Annotated in this window: 12 protein-coding genes; 2 read left to right on the top strand and 10 right to left on the bottom strand. The window is 66.9% G+C overall.

Annotated elements, in window-relative coordinates; genetic code table 11:
- The first annotated feature begins 10 nt into the window (after nt 1–10).
- Together ACOCMM_RS02635 and folP are read left to right on the top strand one after the other, a co-directional pair.
- On the top strand, nt 11–1,030 hold the full coding sequence (locus tag ACOCMM_RS02635; protein ID WP_419551649.1) for a polyprenyl synthetase family protein: 1,020 nt from the start codon (nt 11–13) through the stop codon (nt 1,028–1,030).
- Nucleotides 1,031–1,032: 2 nt separating this feature from the next.
- Nucleotides 1,033–1,923, top strand: a complete 891-nt coding sequence (folP, locus tag ACOCMM_RS02630) for a dihydropteroate synthase (protein WP_419551648.1) — start codon at nt 1,033–1,035, stop codon at nt 1,921–1,923.
- An 859-nt stretch (nt 1,924–2,782) separates the two neighbouring features.
- Here folP and ACOCMM_RS02625 read toward each other — a convergent pair.
- The 10 genes from ACOCMM_RS02625 to ACOCMM_RS02580 all read right to left on the bottom strand — a co-directional run bounded on the left by ACOCMM_RS02625 (nt 2,783) and on the right by ACOCMM_RS02580 (nt 16,837).
- Nucleotides 2,783–3,382 (bottom strand): hypothetical protein, encoded by a 600-nt coding sequence (locus ACOCMM_RS02625; RefSeq protein ID WP_419551647.1) that lies wholly within the window; start codon nt 3,380–3,382, stop codon nt 2,783–2,785.
- A gap of 341 nt (nt 3,383–3,723) precedes the next feature.
- Complete coding sequence (locus ACOCMM_RS02620; protein ID WP_419551646.1) at nt 3,724–4,986, bottom strand: hypothetical protein; 1,263 nt, start codon at nt 4,984–4,986, stop codon at nt 3,724–3,726.
- The gene (locus ACOCMM_RS02615) at nt 4,983–5,705 is read right to left on the bottom strand and encodes a hypothetical protein (RefSeq protein ID WP_419551645.1); all 723 of its coding nucleotides are present in this window, start codon (nt 5,703–5,705) and stop codon (nt 4,983–4,985) included. The genes ACOCMM_RS02620 and ACOCMM_RS02615 overlap by 4 nt, the downstream gene beginning before the upstream one ends.
- Nucleotides 5,677–6,141 carry a hypothetical protein gene (locus ACOCMM_RS02610; RefSeq protein WP_419551644.1) on the bottom strand — a complete coding sequence of 155 codons (465 nt, stop codon included), beginning with the start codon at nt 6,139–6,141 and terminating at the stop codon, nt 5,677–5,679. The genes ACOCMM_RS02615 and ACOCMM_RS02610 overlap by 29 nt, the downstream gene beginning before the upstream one ends.
- Nucleotides 6,110–7,366 (bottom strand): glycine betaine ABC transporter substrate-binding protein, encoded by a 1,257-nt coding sequence (locus tag ACOCMM_RS02605; protein WP_419551643.1) that lies wholly within the window; start codon nt 7,364–7,366, stop codon nt 6,110–6,112. The genes ACOCMM_RS02610 and ACOCMM_RS02605 overlap by 32 nt, the downstream gene beginning before the upstream one ends.
- 77 nt (nt 7,367–7,443) lie before the next feature.
- Nucleotides 7,444–8,982, bottom strand: a complete 1,539-nt coding sequence (locus ACOCMM_RS02600; RefSeq protein ID WP_419551642.1) for a hypothetical protein — start codon at nt 8,980–8,982, stop codon at nt 7,444–7,446.
- Nucleotides 8,979–11,384 carry a DVUA0089 family protein gene (locus ACOCMM_RS02595; RefSeq protein ID WP_419551641.1) on the bottom strand — a complete coding sequence of 802 codons (2,406 nt, stop codon included), beginning with the start codon at nt 11,382–11,384 and terminating at the stop codon, nt 8,979–8,981. The genes ACOCMM_RS02600 and ACOCMM_RS02595 overlap by 4 nt, the downstream gene beginning before the upstream one ends.
- 85 nt (nt 11,385–11,469) lie before the next feature.
- Nucleotides 11,470–12,924 carry a hypothetical protein gene (locus ACOCMM_RS02590; protein WP_419551640.1) on the bottom strand — a complete coding sequence of 485 codons (1,455 nt, stop codon included), beginning with the start codon at nt 12,922–12,924 and terminating at the stop codon, nt 11,470–11,472.
- A 281-nt stretch (nt 12,925–13,205) separates the two neighbouring features.
- Nucleotides 13,206–16,121: a hypothetical protein gene (locus ACOCMM_RS02585; RefSeq protein WP_419551639.1), complete on the bottom strand. Its 2,916-nt coding sequence runs from the start codon at nt 16,119–16,121 to the stop codon at nt 13,206–13,208.
- Nucleotides 16,122–16,276: 155 nt separating this feature from the next.
- Nucleotides 16,277–16,837, bottom strand: coding sequence for a hypothetical protein (locus ACOCMM_RS02580; RefSeq protein WP_419551638.1), 561 nt, complete (start codon nt 16,835–16,837; stop codon nt 16,277–16,279).
- Nucleotides 16,838–16,865 lie beyond the last annotated feature (28 nt).

The following is a 16,865-nucleotide window of genomic DNA, read 5'->3' as shown; positions in this document are numbered from 1 at the left end:
CGGTTGCGCCGTGGCGCCGCTTTCCCCGTTGCAGGCCCGACCCACCGCAGACGATGACCTGGCCCGTGTCGAGACGGCGCTGCGGGCCGCGGCGGTCACTGGCGACGAGTTTCTCACCGAAGTGACCTCGCACCTGATCCCCGCGGGCGGCAAGCGACTGCGGCCTGCGTTCGTCATTGCGTCGGCGCTGGCGCTGAACCCACAAGGGGCTGCACCTACTGCAGTCACCGACGAGATGGTGTGCGGCGGTGTTGCCGTCGAACTGGTGCACCTGGGCTCGCTGTACCACGACGACGTCATGGACGACGCGCAGACACGGCGCGGCATCGAGGCGGTGAATCATCGCTGGGGGAACCTGAAGGCGATCCTGGCCGGCGACTTCCTGCTGGCCAAGGCGTCCGAGCTAGCGGCGTCGCTCGGCACTGAGGTGGCAGCCCTGCTGGCCGCAACGATCGGGCGTCTGTGCGAGGGACAGGTGCGCGAGCTGCAGTTGATCTACGACACGAGCCGCACTGAAGACCAGTACTTCCTGGCCATCGGGGGCAAGACCGCCGAGCTGTACGCCACGTCGTGTCGCATCGGCGGTCTGGTGGCGGGCGTGGACTCCGCGACTCTGGAGTGCCTGTCCGCCTTCGGGCTGGCGTACGGCACGGCGTTCCAGATCGTCGACGACGTGCTCGACCTGGTGGCCTCCGACGAGCAACTCGGCAAGCCGTCGGGCAACGACCTGCGCGAGGGCGTCTACACGCTGCCGGTCATCCGGATGCTGGCCAACGGGCATCCAGTTGGCGATCTGCTCGGCCGACCCCTCGACGATGCCCAGCGGGACGAGGCACGGGCGGTCGTCGTGGCAGGAAGCGAGATTGCTACCTCGGTGGAAACGGCACAGTCGTACATGTCGCAGGCCCTTGACACTCTGGCACCGTTCGACGCGACAGCCGGGGTTGTCGGCCTGCGGGCCGCTGCGTCGAACCTTCTCGGTGTCTTGCCCCCGGTCACGACGGGCAGCCCCACAGCGGACTTCAGCTGACGGTGACCGGACCCGGGGCGCAGCCAGGCTGGCCGATCCGGCGCCGCTATCGCCACGGCCGGTGGGACCCCGGGCGCGGACCGTGCTGGAAATGGGGCACCCGCACGTACGTGATGGGCATCATCAATGCCACTGACGACTCGTTCTCCGGCGATGGCGTCTCGGACCGGCTTGACGATGCGCTCGCGCTGACGCACGAACTCGTAGCAGGCGGGGTCGACATCATCGACATCGGCGGCGCTTCCAGCCGGCCGGGCGCGGAACCCACCCCCATAGAGGTGGAGCGGCAGCGGGCTGTCCGAGTCATCGAGGCCGTTCGAGCCGAGCTGGACCGCCTAGGAGCCGACCTGCCGATCTCGGTGGACACGACATGGGCGGAGGTGGCAGGACCTGCGGTTGATGCCGGTGCCACGGTGGTGAACGACATCACGGGCTTTCGCCTCGACCGCCAGATGGCACCGCTGGTGGCCGAGCGCAGTGCCGCCGCCGTACTCATGCACAACCAGCGGGGCCGCCCGCATACGGACCTCGTCGCCGATGTGACAGCCGGGTTGAAGGCCAGTCTCCAGATCTGCGCGGAGGCCGGTGTGGGCACCGACCGCCTGGTGGTCGACCCGGGCTTCGGCTTCGGCTTCGGCGTTTCGCAGAACCTGGAGATGATGCGGCGACTGCCGGAGCTGTGGGCGTTGGAGCTGCCAATGCTCATCGGCACGTCGCGCAAGTCGACTATCGGGGCGATCACCAACGCCGAGATCGACGATCGCCTCTTCGGCACCGCGGCTACCATCACCGCCGCCATCTGTGCGGGCATCGACATCGTGCGGATCCACGACGCCGCCCAGATGACCCAGGCCATCCGCATGACCGACGCCATCGTCCGTCCAGCCTGCTGAGCGCGGACCCGACCGAAGGCTCGGCGACTCAGCCCCAGACCCGTCTGGTGTCGCGCCGCTGAGCCGGCCGCGCAGCACACCGCCGTACACCGCAACCGTGTCGGGCAGCACCCGCACCTCAGCGACCGGAGCATCGAACGGCGCGAACTCGACACTGAACAGCGAATGGCTACGAGCGAGCCCGAACCCGTGCACATTGCGCGGCAACCCGGTGCTCTCGCGCTCGGCGCGTTCGCGTGCCCCGTAGTGCTCTACGCGGCGTTCCGCGAGCCATGACTCGACCTGGTTTCGCCAGCGGAAGTAGCTGCGCTCGTTCTCTGTCCACGCGCTGCGCGCTATGGCCATGAACCGGGACTGGCTGCAGCCCTTGTGGAATCGCCGCGCTGTGTCGTACCCGTAGCGGTACACCACCGACGCGAAGTCCACGCCCTCCCGGAAACTGGCCTCGGTGCAGCCGCACATGTCGTAGACCCGAAACAGCCCGACGCCCGCGTAGGGAATGTCGAGCAGCGGCCCGGGGATGTCGCCGGGGCCGAGAGGCTGCTGCAGGCCGGTGGCTGGGGGTCCGGCACCGATCCACAGATCGGGGTCGCTGAGGGGGCCTGCGGCGTCTGCGGTACGCGACGCCATCGCGAGCGGCACTTGTGTCTGCTTGTCGGGTGCTGGGACGGCTGTGTCGGTGGGCGGTGCCTCCCGGTCGCCATCCGCTTCAGCGGTGCTGCTGAGAGCCGTCACCGTCGGGGTCGGTTCGGAGGTTTCGGGCTGCGTTTGAGTCGAAGGCGTGGCGGTGCATGCAGCAGCGAGCATCGACAAGCCCAGCACGACCGCCATTGCGGCACAGCCACGGCGCCAGCGATGCTCAGTCCGCATCGAAGCCCAGCCGATCAGCGAGACGCGTCTCGTTCGCGCTCAGCCACCCACACGACCTGTTCGCACCATCAGCGAGCACCCAGCCGGCGTCGCCGCAGATCTCGATCTGCAGCACCGAGTCGTCGGTCTCGACCGTTGTGGTCCCCGCCCGATCGTAGTCGCCGCTGGACCACAGCCCGGCGCCTTCGGCGCGCACATTCTCGCCTTCGGCGACCGCTTTGACCCACGTCGCGAAGACACCCGCAGTCGCATGCCCCGCCGGCTTGAGAGCGGACGTGACCGGCCCGGGGAACAACGCCATCCGCTTCGCGTCGAAGGTGAACGACACGAACGGCGCCGCCAACTGGCTCTGGCCGGTGTCATAGCCCCACTTGTCCGAGTCCGCCATGTTCCCCTCGGGCCGTTCAGTGTCATAGAAGAAGCACCCGAAGTCATCGGACCAGTTGTCGTGCCAACGGCAGCGATGCCCGCTCACACCGCCGTCAGTGCTGCACTCCCTGTGATTGCGCGCCGCTGTGACATGCAGATCGTCGATACCACCCGTATAGAGGCCGCGCGGATAGGTGACGTCCTGGAATGTTGCTGTCACGCTTTCTTTGTGCAATTTTGCCGTCTGTGGCGGCATTTCTGCGCAAAGTCCGGGCCGTGGGTCTGCCGGACGTCGCCACCTATCCGCTCACGCTCATAGGTGAGCAGGATTCTCTGACAATCCCTGGCCCGGGACACGGGGGTGAGCTGTGGGATGCCTTGGGTGGCTTGGGCGCGGCATCGCGCCGCGGCTGGGGCGACGTGCGCACCCTGAGACGTGGCGGCGCATGCGGCGTTGCGGGGGTGACGGTGAACGCGTCGGCCACGGCGGCGATGGTCACGCCGGGGCGCGGTCGATTCGCAGTCGCGCGCCGGGAACCGGTCGCGACCATTGTGCCCAGTTCAACCCGACGGCGGGTGGGCGCCGCCGATCCAAAACATCCAATCGGTGTCATATGAGAACGCGAACGCGAAACTCACATGGGGCATCGGCAGCTCGCCGAGCTCGGACTCGATGGGTGGATAGGAGCGCATCACGATCGGCGGGGCGTCGGCGTGGCCGTCCCGGAACGGCGTGAGCGCGCTGACCGCCACCAGGTGCCCGTCATGGTCGACATGGGCCACATAGCCCCACAGGCGCTCCACCACACCGGGCGCCCACAGCCCGTTCAAGCTCGGGTGCGAGACATCAAGCGTGTACGGCGGGCGCAGGCTCACCGACAACGGCCAGCTCCACACCCGATCGCCCGCACGCACCTTCACGCCGTATGCCCACAGCGTCCGCGACCGGTTCCGCACCAAACCACGCAACACACCACCAGACACCGAAACAGACCCGGACAGCACCCCCACCCCCTCAACCGGGGCATCAACCGGCGCATACCGAATCGCGTACTCCTCAGCGCCCGCATACATCGCCGTGTTGAGAAACCCCAGCGGTGACGTAAACGGCGGCAATGTGTCCTTGTGCTGCTCTCGCCAAGCAGCAGCCCTCTGCTCGTACCACTCGACCGCCTCATCGCGGTTACGGAAAGACGGGCTCTCGAAACCGAAGTCGCCAAACGTGAACCAGCGATTCGGGCTATAGCCATTCAGCGGCTGTTCGAACGCGACCTGCCCGCGGCAATCCACTCTGGCGCGGGAGCCGTTTACCTCGGAACGTTGCTTAGGGGTGGGTTCGCCGAAACGAGAATCGGGGTACCTGCCGTACCATCCCACGAATTCATCCTCGTAACGGCATCTGTCGAAGATCTTGCCCGCTAGCTCCGCTTGCCAACTGAAGGACCCGATGTCTCGGTGCAGCGCGCCGGCGGTGTCGTTGTCGGTTTGGGGGATGCGCAGCGTCTCGTGCACTACCGGCGGGGGGACTTCTTTGAATTCGATGAACCGTTCGGAGGCTGCGGAGATGAACCGTTCTTCGTCAACGGGCAGCTCCCAGGGAAGCGTTCTCGCCGGGGCTTGGTCGACCGTCTCAGGCTCTGCTGCTGTCTGGGTGCTCGCAGCGGTGTCAGCGACGGGCACAGATGTCGGGCTGCCGACAAGCTCCGGGGTCGGGCTCGTGCATGCAGCGCCCAGCGCCAGCACCGCACACGCCATCAACATCGCGCGCAGCAGCACACCCCGCTCGTCGGCTCCTCGCTGCTGCAGGCGCCGTGGGCGGTTCATGGATTCTTGTTGGGGTTTGCGTCGGGGAACTGGCCGCGGATGCGGGCCTTGAAGTTCGGGTCCGAAGCGTCGGTCCATGTGCACACCTGCCCAGCCGGCGGTCCCGAGCAGATATTGACCTGCAGTCCTCCGCTGTGGGCGTCGGTCCGCCAGGTGTTGGTCGTTTCGCTGCGCGCGAGCTTGGCGGTGCTGACGAATTTCATGCGGGTGATGGTGCCGCCGGTGAACGACTCGGGGAACACCGCGTACCTGTTGTCGCCGTGGGTGAACGACATGAACGGCGCCGCGTAGGGGCTGATGGCGGTGGCGGGGCTGCGGTCGCCGTTTTCGCGGCCGGTCTCGGCGTGGCCTTGGTAGCTGTCGGTGTCATAGAACCAGCAGTCGAATGGGCTGCCGCTGTCGCCCCAGCGGCAGCCATTCCTCATCAGCTGCGCGCCGCCGGCGACGCTGTCGTGGCCGCTGTTGTGCGTTGTGGCCACGTAGAACGCCTCGCTGCCGGTGCCTGTCACGAACCCCAGATACAGAAGTGCGGCGGTCTCGTAACACACGTTCAAGTGTTCGTTCTCGGCCGTAACGACATCGACACATGCCTCCCACTGGCTCGCGAGCTTGGTCTTGAGGCCCTCCTCGCCGCCGGTGCAATACGCTGTACGCAGCACATCGGCGACCGCCCTGCCGCCGACGTCGACGTCAGCGCGTTCGGCGTGATTCCGCTCCACGGGCCAGTAATCGAGCTGCCAGTAGCCGACCCCGGGATGCCAGAACGCCCGCCGGGGCAACCCGGCCGTCGGCGTCGCCGGTCTGGAAGTTGTCGGGGTACAACACCGCGTTGTTGCCCGTGGCGCCGTGCTGGTGATAGTCGCCGCGCGAAAGCGTCATCAGCGACCGCGCCGGATCGCGCTTGACGTCGCCGACGTCATAGAGCAAATCGGCCGGCGCCGATGTTGCGGTCACCGGGGTCTCCCAGTAGCCCATCGCCATCATCGCAGCCGCGAGCCGGCCCGGCCGCATACCGCACTCGCCCGCATACGCATCCAACGATTGCTGCGCCACCCGCTGGGTGCCCTCCAGCAGCGCAGGCGTGACTCGATAGCGGCCCTTGGCGCCGCGTTCGCCGAACAGCTCAGCGTCGCTCTTGAGAATGCACGTCCCCACCGGAGGATGCGGGTTCGGCTTCTGCGGGTACGGTACGGGCTGCGGTGAGCCACTGATCGACCAGCAATCGGTTGGCAGCGATCCATTCGGCGGCAAGCGCGGCGGGATCGCTGCCGTCGGCCTGCCGTGCTAGGGCCTGCGAGACGTCGACCGGGGACAGCGTGACGGCTTCGAGCAGCGCTGCAGCTGCGGCGTTCGCGGCCAAGAAATCGTTGCGGGCCGCGACTGCAATGTCGTTGGCGGCCCAACCGAGCGGGCACAGCCCGTCGGGGCGGGACGCCGCCGCAGGGCACTCCCGGGCGCTGATCGCTGCGTAGCCGCCGACGCCGTCGTGTCCGCGGGTCACCTGGGAGAACAGCTCTCCCTCGAGATGGCCCAACGGGTTCGAGTCGTCAAGAAACTCCTCCACGCCCAGCCAGTACACGTCAACGCCCGGCTCCAGCATCGCTGTCAATGCCAAGGGAGTCCCCACAAACATGGCTACGGGTGCGTCTGCGGTCACCGCGCCCACCGCGCGTTCGATCATCTCCGCATCATCGAGCCTGACGAATGCGATGTTGTCCCAACCCGAGAACGCCGCCTGCGACTCCGCAATGTTGCCATAGGTGCCCCACAGCGAGAAAACGTCGGCCTTGCCGTCGCCGGGCACAGCATCGGCGGCGTCGAATGCCGCCAGCGCGGCCGGGTCGCTGTTCAGCTCGTCCATCGTGAACACACCGTGCTCGTCAGCGAAGGTCTTGGAGATCAGCCAGCCCAGCACATTCCCCACGGGCATCTGCTCGCCCACCACCGACACGTGATCCCCCACCCGCGACCCGTCGTAGCTGTCGCCGTCGAGCCAGACCTCATGGGACGGGAACCGCCCGTCGGTCCAGTAGTCCAGATCGCCGGCGGCCATCCACAGGTAGGCGACATTGGGGCCTGCCTCCCAGGGATCTGAGACCTCATAGCCCAGCTCACCCAGAAGCTGCCTGTACAACTCGGCTCGGAAATGCCCCCACTGCCCTTCCGTGCCTGCGGTGACCTCGACCCCCTCCCCCGGCCGCAACGGCGCAGCCACAGGCGCTCGGTCGCCGACCAGCCCTGCGCCCGCCGTGCCGTCCGCGCCAGCTGTATCGGTCGGCTCGCTGGCAGCGACCGCTGTCGGCGCTGCCGAACTGCCCACCGCAGGGATCTCGCTGCTGGAGCATCCCGCGGCGGCCAACCAGACCGCCCACACAGCCACAAGCAGCACCTGCGGCACAGCGCCGCTGCGCGACTGACATCGTCGCGCCCGCCCATTCGTCATCGCAGCGACTGGCCTCATGACGCCGGTGCGCCATGGTCGGCGCCGATCCACATCACCCAGCGATCAACGGCGGTGCCGCCGAACAAGACATGCACCTCCCGCACGCCCAGTTCTGGGACCGGGAACCGCCGCACGACGAACGGGCGATAGTTCACGCGGCCGTCGCGCTCGCCGTAGGAATCGACCGAGTACTCCGCGCCGGGGGGCAGCACCCCGCCCGGAGGGGCGAACAGCCGACGCCCCCTGTCGTAGGGAGTCGAAGCAACCACGTCGGCCACAGTGCCGTCGTCGCCGAGGAAAGCCACGAACAAGGCCAACTCGAAGTCGAGATTCTCGGCCAGTTCACCGTGCAAGCTCGGATGAGAATCAGGATCGTTGTAGGAGTTGTAGAAGGCGCCGGCCGACACGAGCCGCTCGGCGTCGGGAGGCAGCTCGTCGAGGACTTCCCGAGGCGGCGGGCGGTACCAGGCGCCGGGCTCGATGACTTGCGGGTAGGGCAACATCCACCAGGCACGAGAGATGTCGGCGTCGTTGGACATATCCGCGACCACTGAGATGTCGCGCTGCGATGGATCGGAGGGGCCGTCCCAGCCGTCGATCTCGAACGGCGCCGCCTCGCCGGGCTGGATCGACAACGGCCACGAGAACCCCTGACCCCCCGCTTCGACCTTCACACGGTACGCCCACATAGTTCTGGACCAGTTCCGCACCAGACCCCGCAGCACTCCGCCGGTAGCGCTCACCGTGCCTGCCAGCACCCGCACCTCATCGACCGGATTGTCGCGACCCGAATACTCGATCGGATACCCGAAGCTGCCGTACAGTTCCGCATCGGGCGCCAGCGTGTTCTCGTAGCGCACCTGCTGCGCTGCAGCATGCTGCTCGTACCACGCTGCAGCTTCCCCGCGGGTACGAAAAAACGTGCCTCCCAGACCATGGGTGCCAAAGACCCGATAGCGGCTTGCCCAGAATCCGAGCAGCGGCTCAGCAAGAGCGATCTCGGCTCCGCGGCAGTCGCGCCCGAGCAAGCTGCGCGCCAACTGTTGTCGCTCCTGCGGGGAAAGCTCGCCCATCTCGGGCACCTCGTACGGCCAATGCTCCGCAACCAGCGCATCCTCCAGGCGGCACAGATCCAAGATCGTCCCTGCCGCCTCACGCTCCTGCGGGCTCTGCGACGACGCCCTGTCAATGTCGAACAGGGGGCCCTTGACGTCGCCGTCGCCTTGAGGCACACGCAGACTGTGATGCACCGCCGGCTCGGGCACCGTCTCGAACACCACCCGGGTGACCGTCGCCGGCGGCCGAGCCGACACCGGATCGCCAGCCGCTAGCCGCAGCGGTGCCGTCGTTGATGAGGGCACCGTTGTGTCCGCTGACGACACCTGAGCCGTGATCGCGGGCACGGAACCGGCCCTGGACGGCACCTCCGGCGATTCTGTGCGAGGCGAAACCCCCGAGCAGGCCGCGCCCGCGAGCAACGCCGTGACACCCGCTGCTGCCGCCGAGCGCCGCAGCACGTCGGTGGCTCGCGCCATCGACGCCCGAATGCTCACCGCCCATCTCCTGGGGACTGTCCCGGGTAGGCCTTGCGGACCGTCGTGGCGAACAACGGGCTGGTAGTGCTCAACCGTTCACATCGGTCGGGCACGCCAGTGATGTGGAGTTCGCAGATATTCGCGTGCAGCTCGTTGTCGTTGTTGCTGTCGTCGTCGTCTTCGTCGTAGTCGTCCTCGTGCCACGAGGACGCTGCTGTGTTGCGGACGCGAGCGCCAGTGGGCACGACCTTGATCCATGTGATCTTGGTGCCTGTTGCACCAGCCGGGTAAGCGAACGACTGCGGGAACACCGCAAACCTCTTCATGCTGGCCTCAGGACCGTGGGTGAACGACATGAACGGCGCCGCCAACGGACTGTCGCCGCCTGTAATCCCGCGCTTATTTCCGCCGCTGAACGCGCCCTCGATCGACGCACTCTCGGTGTCGTACAGCCAGCACGGAAAATCCGTGCCGCCGGAGCCGAACCGGCAGGACATATCGTGCACTCCCCCGCCTCGTGCGTGATCGTCACCGGAGTTCTGCGCAGTGGTCACCCACAGCCGCTCGGCGCCGCTGAACGACTCCACACCCAGATACATCTTCTGGAACGTCTCATAGCACTGGTCATCCCCGGTAGTCGCGCCCTTGCATCCACTCCAGCCGCCTCGCATCGTCTTTGCGTCCAGGAAGTTCTTGAGGCTCTGCTCCGGTGTCTCGCCCGGCCAAGGGCTGCAATACGCCCCTGCGAGCTTTGTGGCGACCGCGTGGCCGCCCTCGTCGATGTCGGCGCGCTCAGCGTGATTCATCCCCACCGGCCACCAGTCCAATTGCCAGTAGCCGACGCCGGGATGCCAGAACGCGCCCACATCGACGGTTTCACTAAATACGTTCTCGGGATACAGCGGAGGATCGCGATCGTGGGACGAGCGCGACAGGGTCATCAACGACCGTGCCGGAACACGCTGGTTGGCGCCACCGACCTCAATCGGATACTCCCAGTAGCCGATCGCGATCATGACCGCGGCGAGCTGACCTGTGCGCATGCCGCACCCGGAGTTCTCGGCCAAGGCCTGCACTGCGACCCGCTTGGCACCCTCCAGCAGTGCTGGAGTCACCTCATACAGCTGACTGCCGCGGGTTTGGTCGCCGATCTCGATAGCGGCGAGGTTCTCGTCGGTGTCCCATATGCAGGTGCCGTTCGGGTGCGGCCCCGGCACCTGGCCAGCTGGGCAGGTGGAGTCGACGGTGACGACGTAGCTGGCGGCTGCGGCCGCTCTCGGCGTGGCGGAACGCGTCGAGCGCGTGCCTCTGTCCGACGCGCCCGAGAGGCGGCTGAAGGACAAGGTGACGCTGAACGCACCGGTGCGCGACGGCGTCACCGACAACGACGCCGCCGGGCCGGACTTGGTCGCCGACGCAGCCAGCCCCGACACCGGCACCGACGCGGTGGGCGTGAAGTCCCCGGTCTCGAAGTCGATACGCAGTTCGCGGCCCACTGTCGCGTCGTAGCTGGCTTGCAGGCCGGTGAGGGTCGCTTCGACGGTCAGGTCGTAGTCGCCGGTGGTGCGGGTGGGGTTGTTGGTGCTGTGGGCGTGGTAGGTGGTGGTCTCGATGGTGTAGTCGCCGGGTTGGAGGAACACGTCGACCAGGCGGCTGTTGAGACCGTGGGTGCCGTATCCGGAGCGGTGGTCGTCGTTGTGGGTGATGTAGGTGCCGGTGCCGTCGGGTGTGTGGCCTCGCAGGAGTACCAGGTAGGTGTCGATGCGCTGGGTGTTCGTCGCTGCTGACTCGAGGGTGATGGTGACCCAGCCCGGGCTGTTGAGGGTGAAGGTGTGCCGGCGGGCCTGATAGGTGCTGGTGGCGGTCTTTCGGGGGTGGCGGGTCGAGGTGCAGCCGTCCGTGGCGGCGAGGGTGCCCGTTGTCGGCGGGGTGGCTGCGGTGAGTGCGCCCAGGGGTGTGTCGCAGTCGTCGCTGTTCGCGGTCGGTGTGGTGGTCGTCGGCGGGGTCGGTGTGGCGGCGGGCGGCGTGGTGTCTGTGTCGGTGTTTGTGGGTGCGGGGTGGGCGGTGAATCGTGTGGCGGCGAGGTCGCGGTTGGTGTGGTGGTTGCAGATGACGATGACCCATACGGTGGTGCCGGCGGCCACGTCGAGGGTGACGGTGCGCGACGCGCCTGTGGCGGGTGCGACCTGGGGGGTGCCTGGGGTGGCTTGGGCGCTGCATCGCGCTGCGGTGGGGGTGATGGTGAACGTGTCGGACACTTCGGCGCTGGTCGAGTCTGTGTCGGGGGTCGCAGAGGCGTGGTCGAGGCCGCTGATCTCCACCTCGGCGGTGAACTGGGCGTCGGCGGTGGCGGTGCTGGTGCTTGTTGTGCAGGTGACCGTGACCGTGACGGTGGTGCCGGCGGGCACGGTGTGGGTCACGGTGCGCGATGTGCCTGTGGCGGGTGCGACCGCGGCGCCGTGGGGCGTCGCGGTACTGAGGCCGACCGCAGCCGGGTAGCCGTCTTCAGTCGTCCGCGAAATGCGCGCCGCCGATCCACAACAGAAAGTCCTCGCTAAATGCGTCTATGTCGAGCAGAAGATCGACAGACGCCCATGATCTGTTGCGGGGCGGGAACTCGCGCAACACCTCAGCCGACATCTCGATTCGATCGCCGTCGTCATCGAAGACTGGGTCGCCGTTGCCGTCGATCAGGTATCCGCCAGACGCTGTGTAGGGGGTCGCCTGAACCAATTCGATGGCATGCCCAGTGCGGTCGAAACGAACGTAATACGCGCGCAGATCGCTGATGAGTCCCGGTGCGAGACGGCCCTCGACACTGGGATGGGATGGGCCACTGAGGCCCACGTGAGCAGCGCCCGAACTCGGCTGGCCACGCAGCATTCCAGCACCCGTCACTTCGAACAAGCAACCCTCCTGGGCGACCTCAGGCGGGAAGTCGTCGAGCACTTCTGGCGGCACAACCGAAGGGCGCGGGCCTTCGGGATCGTGATCGTCGGGGACGGGCGGCCCGCGGTCTTTGGCGCAGCTCCAGTAGGCACGGGAGTTTGCGCGCAGATCCGGTATCTCGAATCCTCGTGAGAGATCCATGTCGTTGGACAAATCTGCCGTCACCGTGAACTCAATGAGCGCCGTATCGGCGGGCCCGTTCCAGTCCTCAATCTCGAACGGGGCGACCTCGCCGGGCTGAATCGTCAACGGCCAGCCATAGCTCCGATCGTCGGCATGAACCACAGCCCCCCACGCCCATAAGGTACGTGACCAGTTCCGCACCAAGCCCCGCAACGTCCTCCCGCTGACCGCCACCGACTCAGGCAGTACCCGCACCTCGTCGATCGGCGACGCCGGTTCGGAATAGATGATCTCGCCGTAGCGGCGTTCATCAAGTGCCTCGCCAAACGTCCACGCCAAGAGTCCCAACGGCTTCGCGAACACCGGCAACGTGCGCAGGTCTCGGTCTCGCGCGGCGGCATTCAGAGCCTCGCGCCGTGTCCGGTACGTCTGGCCGAACACGCCCTCGGCCGCATCGTCAATCACCAACCAGCGGCCTTCGCCGTCAACCTGCGCTATCGGCTCCAGACATGGCTCCCGCGTCCCGTCAGCCGAAATCCGAACGCAACGAACCACATCGCCAGCGATGCCCGTTCCGCGGCCGGGGCACTCGGCTTGCGCGACCCGTTCCAGCAGCCACCGATTGCCCGAATCCACCTCATCGGTGTCGACGGCGCACAGATCTTGCACCAGCCAGGGCACGATGGCCTCTGCCACCGTGATCTTGCCGTCGCCATCGAAGTCTTCATCGCTCTCGCGTGCCGAGGGAAAATAGCTCCAATCGAGCCAAAAGCCTGCCCCTTTGAGGTCGGCATCGGCCTGTGGGACCCGCACGCTGTCCAACGCCGTCCAGCGCGGCGCCTCGGGCTCGGCCTCTTCGAAGATCACCCAAGTGCTCGTCGGCGCCACGGACCGGTTGCTCTCGCCCGGGCCCACAGGCGCACGAGTCTCGACCCGTTCGAAGGTACTCGGCGGTGCAGCCCCAGCAACATCCCGGCCAGTGCCCAAAGGTGTGGCCGTCGGCGCGACAACTGCATCCCTCGCCTCGGCCGCGACGGCGACACTGCTCGTCGGCACGCCAACCGTCGACTGCTGCTGGTCATCAGAACAAGCGCCCGCTGTCAGTGCCACAGCAAGAACGACAGCAGCACGCAAGCTGTTGCATCCAGGACACAGCCACCAGCATGGGCTCACGGGTATCTCGCCCGTACGAGAGTCTGGAACCGGTCATGGGTCGAGTCCAGCCACGAGCAGTCCTGATCCTCGTTGACTGCGTCGGCAGAACAGACCAGCACCATCAACTTGTCACCCTTGTCCTCGCCGGTCTTGGTGTTGCGCGTCCATGTATTGCCCGAGACGCTGCGCACCAGCGTGCCGATGGGGGCGTACTTGATCCATGTGACGGTGTCGCCGGTAAACGACGCTGGGAACACCGCGTACCGTCTCTCGTTATTTACGGTCCCGGAGTTGAACGAGATGAACGGGGCCGCGAGCGGACTCTTCGTCATTGTGCCGCCGAGCTGTTCTCCTGGTGGGCAGCCGTGTGGATCGCTGTTGTCGTCGACGCAGTCGATGTAGCCCTCGGGGTTGTCGGTGTCTTGCAACCAGCAATCGAAGCGGTCCCCAGTCGAACCCCACCTGCATCCGTTCGAGCCCATTCCCAGCGGCTGCGCGCCGCCGTCGCTGTCGAGGTGTCCCGTATTGCTTGCCGTGGTCACATATAGACCCTCGATGCCGCTGAACGGCTCGGGCCCCAAGTACATATTCTCGTAAGTTCTCTTGCAAGGATTCGGTTCCGCTCCCTTGCAGCCCTTCCATTGGCTCTTGAGATAGTTGGCAAAACTGGACTTGTCGGTCGAGTTGTCGCCGCAGTGGGAACTTGCCAGCCTCCTCGCAACTTCGAGGCCGCCCTTGTCGAGGTCGGAGCGCTCAGCATGGCCCATGCTCAGCGGCCACCAGTCGAGCTGCCAGTAGCCGACGCCGGGATGCCAGAAAGCACGGGTCACGGGCCAAGTCTTGTCATTGTCCGGATACAGCCTGTAGTTGTCCTCTCGTCCGACCCGCGCAGGGATTCTCTGCGGATTGGGGTCGTAGTAGTCGAACCTCGAAAGCGTCATCAGCGACCGCGCCGGATATCGCTTGTTCCACCCGATCTCATACAACACCGGCCGCATTCTCGGCCCTTGTCCCGCCACACGGTTGCCCTCGTCATCCAGCGGATACCCGTGCTCATCCACCAGGTTGCCGTACTCATCCACCGGATTCCCATCCAAGTCGACCGCCTTCTCGACGGCCATCGCACCGACCGGGATCTCGCGTATGCCGATCGATATCATCCATGCCGCAAGCTGAATCGCGGTCATGCCGCACTCACCGCGGTAGACTTCCAATGCTTGTCGCGCGACACGCTTTGTGCCGTTCAGCAGCGCCGGTGCGACCTCATAGCGCGGGTACCAGTCCTGCGACTCCAGCAAGGCTGCTTCGCCCCAGATACATGAACCGTTGGGATGCGGCCCGGACACATGGCCCTTTTTGCGGTCGCACTGTGCCGGGACCTGGAATGTATACGCCCAAGCGCTGGCCGCGGCTGATCTTGCCGTGCGCGTCGATCGCTGCGCGCCTCCACTGCTGCTAGCAGCGGGCTTGGTGAACGCGACGGTGACCGAGCGCGTCAGCGCTCGCGACGGTGTGACCAGCAGTGTGCCGGTGGTGCCGGTGCGCTCGGCTCTCACGGCCAGATCGGCGCTTGAGGAGGTCGCAGCGGCCGCGAAGCCGCCGAGGGTGAACTCGATCGCGAGCTCCTCGCCGACGATGGCGTCGTATGAGGCTTGCAGGCCGGTGAGGGTCGCTTCGACGGTCAGGTCGTAGTCGCCGGTGGTGCGGGCGGGGTTGGTGGTGCTGTGGGCGTGGTAGGTGGTGGCCTCGATGGTGTAGCTGCCGGGTTGGAGGAACACGTCGACCAGGCGGCTGTTGAGACCGTGGGTGCCGTATCTGGAGCGGTGGTCGTCGTTGTGGGTGATGTAGGTGCCGGTGCCGTCGGGTGTGTGGCCTCGCAGGAGTACCAGGTAGGTGTCGATGCGCTGGGTGTTCGTCGCTGCTGACTCGAGGGTGATGGTGACCCAGCCCGGGCTGTTGAGGGTGAAGGTGTGCCGGCGGGCCTGATAGGTGCTGGTGGCGGTCTTTCGGGGGTGGCGGGTCGAGGTGCAGCCGTCCGTGGCGGCGAGCGTGCCGCTGGTGGCGGCGGTGCCGGTGAGGGTGCCGAGGGTGTCGTTGCAGTCGTCGTCGTTCGCGGTCGGTGTGGTGGCGGTCGGCGGGGTCGGTGTGGCGGTGGGCGGTGTGGTGTCGGTGTCGGTGTTTGTGGGTGCGGGGTGGGCGGTGAATCGTGCGGCGGCGAGGTCGCGGTTGGTGCGGTGGTCGCAGATGACGATGACCCATACAGTGGTGCCGGCGGCCACGTCGAGGGTGACGGTGCGCGACGCGCCTGCGGCGGGTGCGACCTGGGGGGTGCCTGGGGTGGCTTGGGCGCTGCATCGCGCTGCGGCGGGGGTGACGGTGAACGTGTCGGTGACTTCGGCGCTGGCCGCGTCTGTGTCGGGGGTCGCAGAGGCGTGGTCGAGGCCGTCGATCTCGACGTCGGGGACGGGCGCGGCGTCGGCGGTGAACCGGGCGTCGGCGCTGGCGGTGCTGGTGCTTGTCGTGCAGGTCACCGTGACCGTGACGGTGGTGCCCGCGGCCACGGTGTGGGTCACGGTGCGCGATGTGCCTGCGGCGGGTGCGATCGCGGCGCCTGGGGGCGTCGCGGTGCACGTCGCGTCGGCGGGCGTGACACCGAAGGTGTCGGACGCCGCGGCGGTGGCGGCGCCCGCGGCGGGGGTCGCCGACGCGTCGGCGAGGCCGCTGATGACCACCGCTGGGGGCGGGTCGGGGGCGTCTGCGATGGTGAGGGTCATGGTGAACGCGCCGTCCTGGCGGGGCGCGGCGGTGGTCGCCTCGACGGTGTAGCCGGCTGCGGCCAGGGTGACTGCTGACAGCAGCGCGTCGCCGCTGTGGGCGCCTGAGTCGTCGTCGTGGCGCGACAAGCTGCGGTCCGCGTTGGTGAGGTACACATAGGCGTCGGCGGGAGTGTCAGACGCTCCCGTCCAAGCTGTCGCCTGAGAGCACTAGGCAGGTGTCCAGCCGCGTCACCTCGGCAGCATCGGATCGCAGGTCGACGGTCACCCATCCCGGTCCGGTGAGTGCGAATTCATGGCGGCGGGCGTAGTCACTGCGCGCTGGTGTCGAGCTGAGGATCCGCGGCGCCGATCCAGAAGATGTAGCCGCCCTCGATGTACTCCCACTGCCAATCGCCGTCCTCTGGGAACGCCCTAATCATGCCCGGGTAGTCGCTGGGAGGCAGCCGCCAGTTCAGGACTTCCAGATCGGGCCACGGCGCATGCACGTCAAGGCGGACACCAACCTGGATCAGACCGAGGTGGCGGTGGGGCAGGCTCGGCACCTCCTCCCAGCGCCGCCGCTGCCAGATGTCGGTTTCGCCCTCGTCGTGCGCGTACCAGACCCGCCCCACCGGAGCCGCAGCGATGTCCACGATGCGGCCATCGCGGTCGAACAGCGCCCCATAGCCGCGCAGATTCCCGATCTTCAGGTCTTCGATGTCATCAGCGAGGCTCGGATGCGAGTTAGGAACGCTCAGGGTCATGTCCGTCCACTCCAGCACTCCCGCCGACACTGCGTCGGGAGCGACATCGGCAGTGACCTGTGGGTAATGCTCAAGCACCGCGTTGGCCATCGGACTCTGCGCATACTGGCCTACTAGGAGGTTCACGTCACGGGAGTGTCCGATGTTCTGTGTA

It is taken from the genome of Candidatus Poriferisodalis sp. (assembly GCF_965198245.1).
Lineage (GTDB): Bacteria > Actinomycetota > Acidimicrobiia > Acidimicrobiales > Poriferisodalaceae > Poriferisodalis.
The sequence above is the reverse complement of the archived record's forward strand: the minus strand, read 5'-3'. Positions and strand labels throughout refer to the sequence as shown.

Coding starts and splice junctions, on each gene's coding strand:
- ACOCMM_RS02620 (WP_419551646.1), bottom strand. CDS start 4,986: ATGAACCGCCCACGGCGCCTGCAGCAGCGAGGAGCCGACGAGCGGGGT.